This is a genomic window from Actinoplanes sp. TFC3 (assembly GCF_001553785.1).
In the GTDB taxonomy this organism is placed as follows: Bacteria; Actinomycetota; Actinomycetes; order Mycobacteriales; family Micromonosporaceae; genus Actinoplanes.
In genome coordinates this window covers 1-15,873 of record NZ_LOJP01000002.1, presented here as the reverse complement: position 1 = coordinate 15,873, position 15,873 = coordinate 1, and the positions used below count along the sequence as shown (strand labels likewise).

The 15,873-nt window shown below is 70.2% G+C and carries 10 protein-coding genes and 2 pseudogenes; 8 read left to right on the top strand and 4 right to left on the bottom strand.

Annotation, left to right across the window (positions count from 1 at the left end; translation table 11 throughout):
- The 3 genes and pseudogenes from TFC3_RS27015 to mce all read right to left on the bottom strand — a co-directional run.
- Positions 1 to 611, bottom strand: a pseudogene (locus TFC3_RS27015) (Laminin subunit beta-1); the annotation flags it as partial.
- Positions 612 to 825: 214 nt separating this feature from the next.
- Positions 826 to 2,199 carry a DivIVA domain-containing protein gene (locus TFC3_RS27010; RefSeq protein WP_067507745.1) on the bottom strand — a complete coding sequence of 458 codons (1,374 nt, stop codon included), beginning with the start codon at positions 2,197 to 2,199 and terminating at the stop codon, positions 826 to 828.
- Between the two features lie 279 nt (positions 2,200 to 2,478).
- The gene (mce, locus tag TFC3_RS27005) at positions 2,479 to 2,913 is read right to left on the bottom strand and encodes a methylmalonyl-CoA epimerase (protein ID WP_067507742.1); all 435 of its coding nucleotides are present in this window, start codon (positions 2,911 to 2,913) and stop codon (positions 2,479 to 2,481) included.
- Positions 2,914 to 3,013: 100 nt separating this feature from the next.
- Between mce and TFC3_RS27000 the strand changes: the two genes are divergently transcribed.
- Positions 3,014 to 4,189 (top strand): acetyl-CoA C-acetyltransferase, encoded by a 1,176-nt coding sequence (locus tag TFC3_RS27000; protein ID WP_082772538.1) that lies wholly within the window; start codon positions 3,014 to 3,016, stop codon positions 4,187 to 4,189.
- Positions 4,186 to 5,145 carry a methylmalonyl Co-A mutase-associated GTPase MeaB gene (gene meaB / locus TFC3_RS26995; RefSeq protein ID WP_067507739.1) on the top strand — a complete coding sequence of 320 codons (960 nt, stop codon included), beginning with the start codon at positions 4,186 to 4,188 and terminating at the stop codon, positions 5,143 to 5,145. Before TFC3_RS27000 ends, meaB begins: the two co-directional genes overlap by 4 nt.
- Here meaB and TFC3_RS26990 read toward each other — a convergent pair.
- Positions 5,116 to 5,715: a PadR family transcriptional regulator gene (locus tag TFC3_RS26990; protein WP_153040501.1), complete on the bottom strand. Its 600-nt coding sequence runs from the start codon at positions 5,713 to 5,715 to the stop codon at positions 5,116 to 5,118. The genes meaB and TFC3_RS26990 overlap by 30 nt on opposite strands.
- Positions 5,716 to 5,771: 56 nt before the next feature.
- Between TFC3_RS26990 and TFC3_RS26985 the strand changes: the two genes are divergently transcribed.
- The 6 genes and pseudogenes from TFC3_RS26985 to TFC3_RS26960 all read left to right on the top strand — a co-directional run.
- Positions 5,772 to 6,935 carry an NAD(P)/FAD-dependent oxidoreductase gene (locus tag TFC3_RS26985; RefSeq protein WP_067507734.1) on the top strand — a complete coding sequence of 388 codons (1,164 nt, stop codon included), beginning with the start codon at positions 5,772 to 5,774 and terminating at the stop codon, positions 6,933 to 6,935.
- A gap of 45 nt (positions 6,936 to 6,980) precedes the next feature.
- Positions 6,981 to 8,492, top strand: a complete 1,512-nt coding sequence (locus TFC3_RS26980) for a GGDEF domain-containing protein (protein WP_067507731.1) — start codon at positions 6,981 to 6,983, stop codon at positions 8,490 to 8,492.
- Positions 8,493 to 8,574: 82 nt separating this feature from the next.
- The gene (locus TFC3_RS26975) at positions 8,575 to 10,809 is read left to right on the top strand and encodes a bifunctional diguanylate cyclase/phosphodiesterase (protein WP_153040500.1); all 2,235 of its coding nucleotides are present in this window, start codon (positions 8,575 to 8,577) and stop codon (positions 10,807 to 10,809) included.
- A 32-nt stretch (positions 10,810 to 10,841) separates the two neighbouring features.
- Positions 10,842 to 12,515: a methylmalonyl-CoA mutase gene (locus TFC3_RS26970; RefSeq protein WP_067509704.1), complete on the top strand. Its 1,674-nt coding sequence runs from the start codon at positions 10,842 to 10,844 to the stop codon at positions 12,513 to 12,515.
- Positions 12,516 to 12,591: 76 nt separating this feature from the next.
- On the top strand, positions 12,592 to 13,533 hold the full coding sequence (locus TFC3_RS26965) for a tetratricopeptide repeat protein (protein WP_067507726.1): 942 nt from the start codon (positions 12,592 to 12,594) through the stop codon (positions 13,531 to 13,533).
- A 24-nt stretch (positions 13,534 to 13,557) separates the two neighbouring features.
- Positions 13,558 to 14,497: pseudogene (locus TFC3_RS26960) on the top strand (arginase family protein); the annotation flags it as partial.
- Positions 14,498 to 15,873: the final 1,376 nt, after the last annotated feature.

Sequence of the window (15,873 nt, the reverse complement as noted above, 5' to 3'; positions counted from 1 at the left end):
CGCCGGGCCTCCTCGGCGGTGCGCTCGGTGAGCTGCTGCACCTCGGTGCGGGTGCGGCTCAGCAGACCCTCGGCCTCGGCGCGCATCTGCTCGGCCGACTGGCGGGGGGGGGCCAGCGACTTCTCCGCGGCGGCGCGGCGGGCGGCGTCGGCCTTCTCCTCCTCGGCGCGACGGGCGGCCAAGGCGATTTCGAAGTCGCGGACGCCGTCGTGGGCGTGGGCTTCGGCTTCGGCGCGGATGCGCTCGGCCTCGGCCAGGCGGGCGGCGATGTCGTCGGTGGCCGAGGACTTGATGTCGGCTGCCACTTCCTCGGCCTTGGCGAGGATCTCCTCAACCTTGGGTCCGAGATGCCGGAAGGAAACCTCGGCGCCCATGCCGGGGTTGCGCCGGGCCGCGGCCAGCTCCTGCTGGAGCCGGTCGATCTGGCCCATCATGGCCTGGTTCTGCAGCTGGGCGTTGTCCCGTTCGCCGATCAGCGTGGCGATCTCGGTTTCGGCGCGGGCGACGTACCGCTCGACCTGTTTTTTCTCATAACCCCGCAGGGCGGTCTCGAAGCTGGGCTCCGGTGGTGTCTCTCCACCGAGACCGAAGATTTCCCCGCCGTGCGACATGCTGTCCATCCTCACATACGCGACGTCCCGGGGCGTGCGGTTACACACCGGCCTGTGGGACTGGTCAAGTGCTCAGGCTACGCACGGAAAGCAACGGGCCGTACCGGAGGTTCTCCGATACGGCCCGTTTTCACGTCATTCTCGCGGCCGTCGGTCTCTCTAACCGTTACCCACCGGCAGAGGTGGCGCAACTGAAGACCAAGTGGTGAACGACTCAGCTGTTCGAGCGGGCCGCGGCCTCGGCCGGCTTGTTCTCCTCGGCCGAGCGCTGCGCCGGTGCCTCGGCCGGCTTGGCCGCACCCTCGGCGGCAGGCTCACTGGGAGCGGGTTGAGCGGCGGCGGACTGGGCGGCGGGCGACTGAGCCGCGGCCGGCTGGGCGGCAGCGGGCTGGGCCGCAGCGGCTGCCGCGCCGACGGTCGGGACCAGACCGGACAGACCCGAGAGCATCTGGCCCAGCTGGTTGGTGACCTGGTCCTTTTGCCGGGTCAGGTCCTCGACCTCGCGCTTGGCGGCCTGGGTGGTCAGCTCGGCCTCGGTGCGGGCCTCGCTGAGCAGGCGCTGCGATTCGGTACGAGCCTCGCTGACCGTCTTCTCGGCAAGCGTCCGGGCCTTCTCCACCGTCTCCACGGAGTGCCGCTCGGACTCCAGGCGGCGGTTCTCCGCGCGCTGCTCGATCTCCTTGGCCCGGTCCTCGGCGGCGCGGGCGCGTTCCTCGGCCTCGGCGACCATCTTCTGGGTCGCGGTGACCTGGGCGGTGTGGCGCTCGGCTTCCTCGCGCTCGGCCTTTTCGCGGCGCTCGGCGATCTCCAGGGCCAGCGCCTGCAGGTCCTTGTCGCGCTTGTCCCGCGAGTCGGTCAGCAGCTTGGTCGCCTCAGCGCGCTTCTCCTCGGCCTCGCGGGCCGTCTTGGCGCGTAGCTGGGTGATCTCCCGCTCGGCGGTGGCCCGCAGCGAGGCCACCTCGCGCTCCACAGTCGACTTGAGCTCGGCGACCTCGTGCGCGGTGACCGTGCGCAGTTGCTTGGTCTCGCGGTCGGCGTCCGAGCGTAGCGTGTCCGCCTCGCGCCGGGCCTGAACCCGGGCCTCGGCGGCCTCGCGTTCGGCGTGCGTGCGGACCTGCCCAGCCTCGCGCTCGGCGGTCGCCTTCATGGCGGCGGCCTCGGCGCGAGCCTTGTCCGTGATCTCGCGAGCTTCGAGCCGCGCTGCGGAGAGGATGCCCTCGGACTCCCGCTTGGCCTCGCTGCGATGGTCGTTCGCCTGTTCCTCGGCCAGCCGCAGGATCTGCTCGACCCGGGTGCCCAGCCCGGACAGCGTCGGCCGGTTGTTCTCCTCGAGCAGCTTGTTGCTGTCGGCCAGCTTCTGCTCAAGAGCATTGAGACGCTGCTCGGCCTGCCGCAGGCGGCGCTGCGCGTCGTTCATCCGCTGCTCGGCCTCTTGGCGGGCCTGCTCGGACTGGTTCAGCGCGGCTACCAGCCGGCCGAGGTGCGCGTCGACCTGCCCGCGGTCGTATCCACGGAGGACAACGGTGAAGTCGTGCTGCGAATTCGCTGACTCGAAGAAGGCGAGATTGGCATCCTGCTGCTGGGGCATTGCGACATAGTGGCAGACCCCCCAGGGGGCTCCGCAAGAGCGTACGGGCCAGGTGTTCGACCGTGAGATCACCTTACCCCGGCCGCCGGGCACCGCTTCCCGCCGTTCGGCCGAGGCCTGGCAGAAGGCGCGGCTACGCTGTCGCGGCACTGCTACCTGCTGTGCAGTCCCGGCGCGGAAGATCGTCTCACACGTATGCCCCGCGGCGCGGCGCGATGCGCCCGATCCTGCCAGCCCGCAGCGGCGCCGTCAGGATGTTTCACCCGCAAGATGGATCAATCAGGCAGGCTCCACCAATTCGACAAGCACGCCGCCGGCATCCTTGGGGTGCACGAAGTTGATCCGCGAGCCGGCCGTGCCGCGCCGGGGAGTGTCGTAGAGCAGCCGCAGCCCGCGGGCCCGCAGCGCCTCGCTTGCCGCGTCGACATCCTGCACCGTGTACGCCAGTTGCTGCAGCCCGGGCCCGTTGCGATCGAGGAACTTCGCGATCGCCGAGCCGGCCCGGATCGGCGCCAGCAACTGGATGCGCGCCCCGGTGCCGTCGGGGTCTGGGGCGATCATGGCCTCTCGTACGCCTTGCTCCTCGTTCGTCTCCTCGTGCACCAGGTGCATCCCGAACTTCTCGGCGTAGAAGGCGAGCGCCTCGTCCAGGTCGGCGACGGCAATGCCGACGTGATCGACGCGCAGCAGGCCCACGGCAGGCAAGGAATCCATGTCGGAGAGTGTGACATTGTGGCGGCCGTGCGCGCTGGGTGACGTAACGGTCATCCGGTTAGTCTTGCCCTAACTGTCGTTAAGTGAAGCGGAGCTTGTCGTGACCAGCTCGGTGATCGTCAGCGGCGCCCGTACCCCCATGGGCCGCCTCCTGGGCAACCTCAAGAACCTGACCGCCACCTCCCTGGGTGGTTCGGCCATCGCGGCCGCGCTGGAGCGCGCCGGGGCCGGCCCGGAGCAGGTGGAGTACGTGATCATGGGCCAGGTGCTGCAGGCCGGCGCCGGTCAGATCACCGCCCGGCAGGCCGCCGTGGCCGCCGGCATCCCGATGACCGTGCCGGCCGTGACGGTGAACAAGGTGTGCCTGTCCGGGCTCGACGCCATTGCGCTGGCCGACCAGCTGATCCGCGCCGGCGAGTTCGACATCGTGGTGGCCGGTGGCATGGAGTCCATGACCAATGCCCCGCACCTGCTGCTGGGCCAGCGCCAGGGCAAGAAGTTCGGCGACATCCTGGTGCGCGACCACACCGCCTTCGACGGCCTGATGGATCCGTGGGACGGCATCTCGATGGGCGAGTCGACCGAGCGCAGCGGCAAGGACCTCGGCATCTCGCGGGCCGAGCAGGACGCGTTCGCGGCGCTGAGCCACCAGCGGGCCGCCGCCGCCCAGCGCGAGGGCCGCTTCGCCGAGGAGATCGTGCCGGTACGTGCCGGGGCCCGCGACACCGACGAGCTGATCGACACCGACGAGGGCGTGCGTCCCGACGCCACCGCCGAGTCGCTGGGCAAGCTGCGCCCGGCGTTCGCCAAGGACGGCACGATCACCGCTGGCAGCGCGTCGCCGATCTCCGACGGTGCCGCAGCAGTAGTGGTGATGAGCCGGGCCAAGGCCGAACAGCTCGGGTTGAGCTGGATCGCCGAGATCATCGCGCACGGCAACGTCGCCGGGCCGGACAGCTCGCTGCAGGCGCAGCCGGCCAATGCGATCCGGCATGCGCTGGGCAAGGCCGGGCTCGGCGTCGACGACCTCGACCTGATCGAGATGAACGAGGCGTTCGCGCAGGTTGTCATCCACTCGATGCGCGAGCTCAAGGTCAACGAGGAGATCGTCAACGTCAACGGCGGTGCCATCGCGCTGGGCCACCCGATCGGCATGTCCGGGGCCCGGGTCGTGCTGACCCTGGCGCTGGAGCTGCAGCGCCGCGGCGGTGGCACGGGTGCGGCGGCCCTGTGCGGTGGCGGCGGCCAGGGTGACGCTTTAATCATCAAGGTATGAGAAGAGACGTCCCGAGCCTGGTGGCCCGTGCGCGCGACGGTGACCCGCGGTCAGTCGCGCGCTTGATCAGCATGGTCGAGGATGGTGACCCGCGCCTGCGCGAGGTGGCCGCGGCGCTGGCCCCCTTCTCGGGCCGGGCCCAGGTCGTGGGGCTGACCGGCTCACCCGGGGTGGGCAAGTCGACAACCACAAACGAGCTGGTCCGGGCGCTGCGCCGGGCCGGGCACCGGGTGGGCGTGCTCGCCGTCGACCCGTCCAGCCCGTTCACCGGCGGGGCGATCCTCGGCGACCGGGTGCGGATGCAGGAGCACACCACCGACCCGGGCGTCTACATCCGCTCGATGTCCAGCCGGGGGCAGCTCGGCGGGCTGGCCGCGGCGACCCCGCAGGCGGTCCGGGTGCTGGAGGGCGCCGGCTGCGACGTGGTGCTGGTCGAGACGGTCGGGGTCGGGCAGGCCGAGGTGGAGATCGCCTCGCTGGCCGACACCACGCTGGTGCTGCTGGCCCCGGGCATGGGCGACGCCATTCAGGCGGTGAAGGCCGGCATCCTGGAGATCGCCGACGTGTTCGTGGTCAACAAGGCCGACCGGCCCGGGGCCGACGCCACCTACCGCGACATTCAGGGCATGCTCGGCCTCGGCGAACGCGCCGCCGGGCAGTGGCGCCCTCAGGTGGTCCGGGCCACGGCGGTCAAGAGCGAGGGCATCGACGACGTGGTCGCCGCGATCGCCAAGCACCGCGACTGGCTGGAGAAGTCCGGCGGGTTGCGGGCCGCCCACGAGCGCCGGGCCGCGGGCGAGGTCGAGGCGATCGCGCTGGGGGTGCTGCGGGCCCGGATGGGCGACCTGCGCAACGGTACGACCTTGACCAAGCTCGCCGCTCAGGTCGCCGAGGGTGCGATCGACCCGTACGCGGCCGCCGACGCGCTACTGGCCGAACTCGGCGAGCGTCTCTGAGATCAGCGCCAGGTCCCAGGTCAGCCGCCCGGCGGCCAGGTCCGCGACAACGCTGCCCAGCCAGGTGATCTCGGCGCGCAGCATCGCCGCCCGGTATTCGTCCTCGACCAGGAAGATGCGTGGCAGCCCGGGCGGCGCCTGAGCCTCGATGGCGGCGAGCCGTTCCCGCTGCGCCGTGGCCCGCTGCTCCAGCAGCCCGCGCACCTCCTGCGGGGCGAGCGCGGCAATGAACGCCAGCGCCGCCGGAAACTCCGGGAACTCCCGCGCCGGGGCCGGCAGTGCATCGGTCAGCCACCGGTGCCAGGTCTGCCGGCCCTCGTCGGTGATCTCGTAGCGGGTCCGCTCGGGGCGCCCGGCCGCACGCGCGGTGCCGCCGGGCCGTGCCAGCCCGTCCCTGACCAGGCGATCCAGTGCCTGATAGACGCTGTTGCGCTGGGCCACATTGACCAATTGATCCTGCCCGCGCTCCCGGATCATCTGCTGCATCCGGTACGGGTGCATCGGCGCTTCCACCAGGAGAGCCAGCAGCACCATCGCCAGCGGGGAGCGACGGGCCGAAGCGGAACTCATGGTCCACACCCTACGGGGGCTTGCCGCGCCTTAGTCATACGTTGCATAGTCATTTAATGACTAAAGACATCGCGGTGATCGGTGGCGGCATAGCGGGCACCGTCACCGCCCTCGCCTTGCACCGAGCCGGGTTCACCGCTCGGATCTTCGAAGCCCATGACCGTGACGACGACGAGCGCGGAGCCTTCGTCACCGTGGCCGTCAACGGCCTGCGCGCCCTGCGTGAGCTGGACCTCGACCCTGCCGAGCTGCTTACCGCCGGCTTCCCGACGACGCGTAACGAGTTGCTGGGCGCGGCCGGTCAGCTACTGGCCGACGTGCCGCTCGGGGGACCGACCAGCGACGGGCTCTCCACGACGACCATCCGGCGCGCCGATCTCTACCGGGCCCTGCGTGACAAGGCACGAGCCGAAAACATTCCCATCTCGTACGGCAAACGCCTGCACACCCTCACCGCCGCCGAAGCGCAGTTCGAGGACGGCAGTACGGCCACAGCCGACCTGTTCGTCGGCGCTGACGGGCTGCACTCGCGTACCCGCAAAGCCCTGGACCCGGAGGCCCCAGCGCCGCGCTATCTAGGGCTGCTCAACGCCGGTGGCTTCACCGCTCGGCCGGTCGCGTCGGTGCCCCCGCCCGGAGTGATGCGGATGGCGTTCGGGCGGCGCGCGTTCTTCGGCTGGGCGGGCGCGCCGGATGGCTCGGTGTGGTGGTTCGCCAACCCGTTCCGCCGTACGCCGGCCGAGCCCGGGGAGTTCACGCCGGCCGGCTGGCACGCGCACCTGCTCGAGTTGTTCGCCGGCGACCCCTTCCCGGCGCGGGAGATCATCGCGGCGTCGGGTGCGGCGCTTGGACCTTGGAACACATGGGACGTGCCCCGGCTGCCGGTCTGGCGCAGCGACCACATCGTGCTGGTGGGAGATGCCGCCCATGCCGTCTCGCCCTCCTCGGGGCAGGGCGCGTCCATGGCGATCGAGGATGCGGTGGTGCTGGGCCGGTGCCTGGGATCAGAATCGGACGTTGCCGGTGCGCTGTGGTCGTACGAGAAAATCCGTCGTCCCCGTGTTGAAAAGGTTGTTGCCTATGGCAAGCGCAGCGGCAGCACCAAGGCCGCCGGACCGCTCGGCGCGCGCCTGCGGGACGCGATGATGCCGCTGGTCATGCGCATGCTCTACCGCAAGGGCAACCCGCAGGGATGGATTCTGGATCACAGCTTGAGCTGAACCTGCACCTCTCAAGAGCTGTGGTCGCGCGCCGATGGAACGTGCATGGACCGGCGGCTCACACGTGACCCAGTGCTGCTGGCCCTCGTGCTCCTGATGGTTGTCTCGTTCGGCTTCGCCCCGACGCACGTCTCCCTGAAAGCCCAAGTGGCCGTGTTCTGGCTGCTCCTGCTGGCCGCGCAGGCCGTGCTCATGGTGGCCTCGGGGCTGGTGGCCCGGGCCTTGCCGGCCACCTCGGCGCGGGGGCGAGCCGGTCGCCGGCTGTGGTGGCACATCTGCGGCGGCGCCCTGGTGTTCAGCGCGGGCATCGTGGTGCAGTTCGCCACGTTCGTCTGGGATCCGGTGGCGGCGCGCGGGGTGATCGGTTCGGTCCCGCAGTCGATCAGCGTGGTGCTCGGGCTGGTCGTGATGGTTTTCGGTCTGCTGCGCTACCCACTGGGCCGGTTGCAGGCCGCCGAGAAGGTGCGGTTGCGCATCGATCTGGCGGTGGTCATGGTGGCCGCCACCACGGTCGGTTTGTGGATCTTCGAGGTGCCTGCCGGGCGGCACGACCTGGGCTGGGTACTGCGCGCTGCGATCACCCTGCTGATCCAGCCGGGCCTGTTCCTGGTGGCGATCTTCGCCATCGTCAAGATCATGCTGGGTGGCCGGTCGCCGGTCTCCCGGGCCGCCTCGACCATCTTCGGGGTGGCCGCGCTGGTGGAGGCGGTGGCGCAGGCCGCGCCGGTGACCTTCTACACCGACCGCTCGCTGATGCCCTGGCTGCTGGCCGCCAACGTCTCCGGCAGCGCCCTGGCCGCGATCGCCTCGCGGGTGCAGGAGAAGCAGATCCACGCCGGGCACGTCAGCCAGGAGCGGCGGGATGCGGACCGGCCGTTCAGTTCTCTGCCGTACGTAGCCATGGCCGGAATCTGGGCGGTGACCCTCGCGGTGCTCGCGGCGCAGGGCCTGACCTGGCGTTCGTGGTTGCTGATGGGCGGCGCGGTGCTGACCACGGCGCTGGTGGTGCTGCGCCAGGTCGCCGCGTTCCGGCACATCGCCGAGCTGCTGCGCGAACGGGACGCGCTCACGCAGCAGCTGACCGAGCTCGCCTACCACGATGCGCTGACCAAGCTGGCGAACCGGGGGCTGTTCCTGCGCCGGTTGCAGGAGAGCACGGCGACCCGCGACATCACCGTCTACCTGATCGACCTTGACGACTTCAAGCCCGTGAACGACTCCTACGGCCACGCCGCCGGGGACCAGCTGCTCGTCGAGGTCGCCCGGCGGCTGCAGGCCTGCGTGCGCCCCGAGGACCTGGTCGCCCGGCTCGGCGGGGACGAGTTCGCTGTGCTCGTGGAGGACCTGCCGGCCGAGCGACGGGTCGTGCTGGCCGCCACGCTCACCCAGGAACTGCACGCGAGGGTGCTCATCGGCGGTCATGAGGTGGCGTTGAGCGCGAGCGTCGGCATGGCCACCGGGCGGCCCGGCGAGCACGACCCGGACACCCTGCTGCACGAGGCCGACATGGCCATGTACGCCGTCAAGTCCGGCAACCGCGCTGGTCTGCCCGGGTGACGCAAGGCGGTAATCCGAAGGTCGGGCGCTCCTCAGCCGACATGTCCGGTGCCAGCAGGACGACGTACCCCGGGAGAAACCAATGCGCCGCCGACTCCGCCATGCAGCGTGGGTGGCGTTCGGCCTGATCCAGATGGGGCTTTACGCGCTCCCGGCGTCCTCGGTGGTCCTCTACAGCCTGTGCATGATGGTCGCGACGACCGCCGGGGCCCTGGTGCACCTGACGTACGCGGTCCGCAGCCACGGCCATGCGCGCCGGGTCTGGACCATCACCGGGCTCGGCCTGGCCTGCTGGGCGTTCGCCGAGATCTCGGTCGGCATCACGGCGGCCGGCACCGGATACGCCCCGCCCCGGAGCACGCTGGCCACCGTGATCAACGTGGCCGCGTTCGGCTTCGCGGTCGCCGGCATGCTCTCCATCCCCACCGCCCCGCGCGGTGCCGCCGGCAAACTCCGGATGGTGTTCGACGGGCTGGTCGCCGCCTGCGCGCTGATGGGCGCGGTGTGGGTGCTGCTGTTCGATCCGCTGAGCCAGATCGAGAGCCCGTCCTCGGCGGTCATCGACCTGAGCTACCCGGTGCTGGCCGCGGGTGTGCTGGCCATCGCCATGGTGCTGCTCAGCGGGCAGTCGCTGCACCGGCGCACCGCGATGCGGGTGGTCACCGGCGGCGTGGTCCTGCTGACCGTGACGCTGCTGGTCGAGGTGATCGGCAACGTGTTCGGCATCGGCTGGCTCATCCCGGCCGTGCACGGCGGCTACATCGCTTCGGCCGGGCTGCTTGCGCTGGCCCCGCTCGCCCCGCTGCCGCAGGGTGCGGAGCGCACCTGGGCGCCGGCGAGCCAGTTCGGCAACGTGGTGCCGTACGTGCCGGTGGTGATCTTCATCGGCATCGGGATGACGTTCGTGTTGCAGGGCCGCTCGTTCGACATCGAGACCGTGCTTGCCGTCGTGATGCTGGTGGTGGCGGTGTTCGGCCGCCAGTTCGTGGAGCTGCGCCTGAATGCCGCGCTGAGCCGCAGCCTGGCCGCGGAGCGCGAGCGCTTCGCCCACGAGGCCGCCCATGACGCGTTGACCGGGCTGGCCAACCGGCACAAGCTGACCACCGAGCTGGCTCGCGAGCCGGTGTCCGCGCTGCTGCTGGTCGACCTGGACGGCTTCAAGGCGGTGAACGACACCCTCGGTCACTCGGCCGGCGACGAGCTGCTGGTCACCGTCGCGCAGCGGCTGCGCGAGGCGGTCGGCGAGGACGGGCTGCCGGCCCGCCTGGGCGGCGACGAGTTCGCGGTGCTGATCCGCCACGGCGACGTCGGCGACGCCCGGGCGATGGCCCGCGCGATCCTGGACCGGCTGGCCGAGCCGGGGCTGCCCGCGGTGGTGGGTGCCAGCGTCGGCATCGCCACGGTGGCCGGCGCCGAGGATCGCGATCACCTGCTGCACGAGGCCGACATGGCCATGTACGAGGCGAAGAACAACGGCAAGGGCACCTACAGGGTGTACGACCGCGAGCTCGCCGTCCTGGCCGAACAGCGCCGCCGGTTGCAGGCCGAACTCGCCGTCGCGCTCGCCGAGGGCCAGCTGTTCGTGGCGTACCAGCCGGTGGTCGACCTGGCCAGCGGCGCCTCGCACGCCGCCGAGGCGCTGGTGCGCTGGGAGCACCCGGTGCGCGGGCCGATCCCGCCCGATGACTTCCTGCCCACCGCCGAGGATGCCGGTCTGCTCGTGGAGATCGACCGCTGGGTGCTCACCGCGGCGGCCGCTCAGCTGGCCGAGTGGCGGCGCACCGACCCGGCGTACACGATCGCTGTGAACCTTTCGGTTGCCTATCTGGTCTCCGGCCGGGTGGTCGAGGACGTGCGGGCGGCTCTGCGCGAGCACGACCTGCCCGGCGAGGCGCTGACCGTGGAGGTCACCGAGTCCTCGCTGATCGCCGACCTCGACGCCGCGGCCACCACCCTGCGCGAGGTCAAGGCGCTGGGCGTACGGATCTCGCTGGACGACTTCGGCGTGGGCTACTCGTCGCTGACCTACCTGCGCAAGCTCCCGGTCGACGTGGTGAAGATCGACCGTTCGTTCGTGCGCGAGCTGGCCTGGGACAACAAGGCAAAGGTGCTGTTCAAGGCGGTCCTCGACCTGGTGCACGCGCTCGGGCTGACCTGTGTGGCCGAGGGCGTCGAGGAGCCGCGCCAGCTCGGTCAGTTGCTGGCCATGGGCTGCGCGCGCGGCCAGGGCTACCTGTTCTCCCCGCCGGTGACGGCTGACCTGGTGCCCATCGGCCCGCACCGCCCGCGCCCGCGAATGGCGTCCGCGACTCCTTAATGATCGTTCAGTTATGACCTACGATGGGCGGCATGGACGCCGCTGACATTGCCGCCGGGCGAGAGCGTTGGCAGAAGCGCTACGACGATGCCCGCAAGAGGGACGCCGACTTCACCACGCTGTCCGGGGTGCCGGTCGACCCGGTGTACGGCCCGGCCCCCGGCGACCCGGTCACCGATTTCGAGCGGATCGGCTGGCCGGGCGAGTTCCCGTACACCCGGGGTCTGTATCCCACGGGCTATCGCGGCCGGACCTGGACCATCCGTCAGTTCGCGGGGTTCGGCAACGCCCGGCAGACAAACGAGCGCTACAAGATGATCCTGGCCGCCGGCGGTGGCGGGTTGAGCGTCGCCTTCGACATGCCCACGCTGATGGGCCGCGACTCCGACGAGCCGCAGTCGCTGGGCGAGGTCGGGCACTGCGGCGTGGCGATCGACAGCGCTGCTGACATGGACGTGCTCTTCGACGGCATCCCGTTGCAGGACGTCACCACCAGCATGACGATCTCCGGCCCGGCGGTGCCGGTCTTCTGCATGTACCTGGTCGCGGCCGAGCGCCAGGGAGCCGACCTCAGCAAGCTCGACGGCACGCTGCAGACCGACATCTTCAAGGAGTACATCGCGCAGAAGGAGTGGCTGTTCGAACCCGAGCCGCACCTGCGCCTGATCGGCGACCTGATGCAGTGGTGCGCCACCGAGATCCCGCGTTACAAGCCGCTGTCGGTGTCCGGCTACCACATCCGCGAGGCCGGTTCGACCGCTGCGCAGGAGCTTGCGTACACCCTCGCCGACGGGTTCGGCTATGTCGAGCTGGGGCTCTCGCGTGGGTTGGACGTCAACACGTTCGCCCCCGGGCTCAGCTTCTTCTTCGACGCGCACGTCGACTTCTTCGAGGAGATCGCCAAGTTCCGGGCCGCCCGGCGGATCTGGGCCCGGCACCTGCGCGACGACTACGGTGCGACCAGCGAGAAGGCGCTCTGGCTCAAGTTCCACACCCAGACCGCCGGGGTGTCGCTGACCGCGCAGCAACCGGTCAACAACGTTGTGCGTACCGCTGTGGAAGCCCTTGCCGCTGTCCTCGGCGGGACCAATTCGCTGCACACCAACGCCCTCGACGAGACCTTGGCCCTGCCCACCGATGAGTCGGCCGAGATCGCGCTGCGCACCCAGCAGGTGCTGATGGAGGAGACCGGCGTGACCAACGTCGCGGATCCGCTGGGCGGCTCCTGGTATCTGGAGGCGCTGACCGACCGGATCGAGGCCGAGGCGGAGGAGATCTTCGCGCGGATCCGCGATCTTGGTCACGACGGCACGATCACCGCAGGCATCCTGCGCGGCATCGAGGACGGCTGGTTCACCGCCAACATCGCCGAGGCCGCGTTCACCTATCAGCAGTCGCTGGAGAAAGGGGAGAAGCGGATCGTCGGGGTCAACGTGCACACCGGCACGGTCGCCAAGGACCTGGAAATCCTCCGGGTCTCGCACGAGGTCGAGCTCCAGCAGCGGCACGACCTGGGCGATCGCAAGACCCATCGTGATCCGGTACGAACAAAGCAGGCGCTCCAGCACCTGATCGACGTCGCCCGTACCGGCGAGAACATGATCCCCGCCATGCTCGACGCCGCCCGGGCCGAAGCCACGCTCGGCGAGATCTGTGGGGCGCTGAAGGATGAATGGGGCATCTACCGCGAACCCGCCCGCTTCTGACGCCCGCTGTGACGCTTCATATCGCCAGCCCGGCGGCACGGCGGTGGGCGGCTTCCGCGTGCGAGACTAGGTAACCATGAGCGACCCACGGACCACTCCGTCGATCTTCACCCGCGGCGCGGTCGACCTCGGTGCCTTGCGCCCGGCGAGCCAGCCGTCCGGCCCCGCCGCAGCCGGCCCGGCTGCCGGTGGTGGCCCCGCGACCCCGGCCGCCCCGCCGGCCGGTGCCGCCCCCAGTGCCGATGCGGGCGCCGCGATCATCGACGTGACCGAAGCCAACTTCCAGACCACGGTGCTGCAGCTGTCGATGACCACGCCGGTCATCCTGGACTTCTGGGCCGAGTGGTGCGAGCCCTGCAAGCAGCTCTCCCCGGTGCTGGAGAAGCTCGCCGCCGAGGGTGGCGGCAGCTGGGTGCTCGGCAAGGTCGACGTGGACGCCAACCCGCGGCTCGCCCAGGCGCTGCGCGTGCAGGGCATCCCCATGGTGATCGCGGTGGTCGGCGGCCAGCTCGTCGAGGGCTTCACCGGCGTGCTGCCCGAGGTCGAGATCCGCCGCTACGTCGACGCGGTGCTCAAGGCCGGCGGCGTCGAGGTAGCAGCCCCCGAGGACCCGCGCATGGACGCTGCGGACGACGCGCTGATGACCGGTGACCTGGACGAGGCCGAGGCGGCGTACAAAAAGATTCTGGCCGAGTCGCCGCAGGACCACGCGGCCGAGTCGGGTCTGGCGCAGGTCGAGCTCTACCGCCGGGTGACCGGCGCGGACGCCAGCACGGTGATGGCCGCCGCGGCAGCCAACCCCGATGATGTGGAGAACAACCGGCTAGCCGCCGACATCGAAGTCCTCAGCGGACAGGCCCCCGAGGCGTACGACCGTCTGATATCCCTGATCAAGCGCACCACCGGCGACGACCGTGACGCCGTACGCAAGCACTTGCTCTCGCTGTTCACCGTAGCGGGTCCGGACGACCCCGCGGTGGCCACCGCCCGCCGCGCGCTCGCCCGCGCGCTCTTCTAGACCCGCCTGACTCCGGGGGGCTCCATGCGCCGCATAGCCGTGCTCGACGCACCGTCCAATCTCGGTCTGCGCCCGCCGACCGCGACCTCGGTGCCGGGCTGCGCCAAGGCGCCTGGAGCCCTGAGGGACCAAGGGCTGCTCCGCAAGCTCAACGCCCGGGACGCCGGCTGCCTGACCCCACCCCGCTACGACCCCGGGGACTGGCGGCCGGGCGATGGGGTAGCCCACGCCCGCGAGATCAACACCTACTCGCGTCGCTTGGCCGATCGCATCGGAGCCATTCTCGACCAGGGCGAATTCCCGGTTGTGCTGGGTGGGGACTGCTCCATCGTGCTGGGCTCGGCCCTGGCCATGCACCGGCTGGGGGAGTCGGTAGGCGGCCACATCGGCCTGGTCTTCGTAGACGGTCATTCGGACTTCAGGCACCCCGGCAACGCCTCCTACGTAGGAGCCGCAGCCGGCGAAGACCTGGCCCTGGTAACCGGCCGAGGCCAGGTGGACCTGGCCGCCATGGAAGGCCGCCGCCCCTACTACCGCGACATCGACGTGGTAGTCATGGGAATCCGAGCCCAAGACGAATACCGGCTCGATCTGCAGGCAGCCGGCATCGTCACCCGCCCGGTACCCACCTTGCGCACCGAGGGAGCAGCCCGAAGCGCCCAGTGGGCCCAGGAGCAACTCGTCGACTGCGCCGGCTACTGGGTGCACCTGGACGTGGACGTCCTGGACCCCGCGGTGATGCCCGCGGTAGATGCGCCCGAGCCCGGCGGAATCGCCTTCCCCGAACTCGAGATCCTGCTGGCTGGGCTGGTCGAATCACCCCACTGCCTGGGCGTGGAGATCACGGTCTTCGACCCGGATTACGACCCGGACGGCACGTACGCCGAGGAGATCACTTCCGCTTTGGTGGCTGGGCTGCAGTCGGCTCACACGGTGGATGTACGGCCTGATCTGGTGGCCGCTCGCCGGGATCTGCTGACGCCTCCGGAGACGCCGGGAGTGTTGGCTCCAGAGCCTTTGGCGTCGGGGCGGGCGCTTGATTCTCCTGCCGAGGATGCGGCTGGCGCTGAGGCCTTCGCTTTTCCTGCCGAGGCTGCTGCGTCTTCGGCCGAGGCTGTTGCTTCTTCGATTGAGGCCGCCGATTCTTCGAGCAAAACCATTGTCTCTTCGAGCGAAGCCTTTGCCTCTTCGGCTGAAGCTTCTGAGTCGGAGCCTGCTGCGCGGGACGAGTCCAGGCCGGACTTTTCGCGGGGTAGAGCGGCTGCTGGCGGGTTCTGGGCGCAGTTCGCGTCCGAGCCACCTTCGGGACTTCGGGCTGCAGGCGGCTCCCGTTCCGAGGCTGGCTACGGGCTTGCGGCCGACTTGGGATTCGAGAGCGGTCAGGCGACGCCAGGGTCTGAGGACGGCGGCCGTGGGCCTGAAGCTGAACTTGGACACGTAGCCGCGCCCGGCTTGGAGGCTGAACGCGCGCATGCAGCGGAGCCCGCAATGGAGGGCGAGCACGGGTTCGAAGCGGCGCCCGAGCTTACGGCGGCGCCGGATCTCGTTGCGGCGGCGCCGGATCTCGTTGCTGCGGCTGAGGTTGAGGCTGCTGCCGGGCCTATTTTCGATGGCGGGCCGAGCGTTGCTGCCGGGCCCATGTCCGATGACGGTCCGAGCGTTGGTGCCGGGCCTTCTTTCGATGGCCAGCCCAGTGTCGGTGCGGGGCCCAGGCTCGAACCCAGGCCCAGCTTCCCAACGAGACCAAGCTTCGATGTCAGGCCCGGGTTCGAGGTAGGGCCCGTATTCGAAGTCTGGTCCAAAGCTGAGGCCGACCCGGATCTCCAGGGTGAGCCCGATCCATCAGCCGAGTCCCGGCCACCATTCGATGCTGAGCCTGCGCTCGAAGCCCGACCGGAGTTTGCGCCGGAGCTTGTCGCCCAGCCAGAGTCTGCGGCCGAGCCGGAGTTTGAGCGGGGCCTGGTAGCCGGGCCTGATTTCCCGGCCGAGTCGGAGCTTGGGGCAGAGCCGGACCTTGGGGTCGAGCCCGAGCTTGGAACCGGGCCGGAGTCGGCGGCTGAGCGAGAGTTTGAGGCCAAGTCTGAGCTTAGGACCAAGCCGGTGCTTACGTCGGAGTCGACGCTTGCGGCCGAGCAGGACCGTGACGCTGAGCGAGTCCTTGACGCCGAGCGGGAGCTTGACACTGAACCCAAGAATGAACGCTGGCCGACGTTCGTCGCCGACCCCGCGCCTTCCGCTGACTTCGAGCCCGCCTTCAACCGCGATCCCTCAGCCGACGCCGAGTTCGCCTCTGACGCCGCACCCGAGTCCACCGTTGACCCCGAGCCCACCCTCCCGGAG